Raw genomic sequence first — 392 nt, 5'->3', positions numbered from 1 at the left:
GTCGCCCGGCTCGCGCCCGGTGCCCCGGGCCACGCCTTCGAGGAGGGCCAGCGCGGCCTCCATGTCGACGGCGAGCGCGGCCCGCTCGTCCGAGCTGCCCCGCTTGCGGGTCAGTACCTGCTCGACCAGCGCAGCCGCGGCGCCCGCGTAGCCCGCGGAGATCAGCATCTCGAACCAGACGAACCCGGCGGACTGGAGGTCGTCCAGGCGCGTGGGATCGTCCGCGCCGGCCCGCACCACCATCTCGCTGGGCACGAACACGTCCTCCAGGCGCACCTCGTCGCTCTCGGCGCCGGCCAGCAGGTCGTTGCCCCAGAACCGGTGCACGGTGAGACCGGGCGCGTCGGCCGGGACCAGCGCGAGCGCCAGCTCGGGCTCGCCGCCGTCCTCGC

At 75.8% G+C, this 392-nt stretch carries 1 pseudogene; it reads right to left on the bottom strand.

Annotated elements, in window-relative coordinates:
* Positions 1–392: pseudogene (locus tag CCN72_RS41110) on the bottom strand (acyl-CoA dehydrogenase); the annotation flags it as partial.

This window comes from Streptomyces murinus, from assembly GCF_002154555.1.
Classification (GTDB): Bacteria; Actinomycetota; Actinomycetes; order Streptomycetales; family Streptomycetaceae; genus Streptomyces; species Streptomyces murinus.
This window is presented reverse-complemented; position numbering and strand designations above follow the sequence as displayed.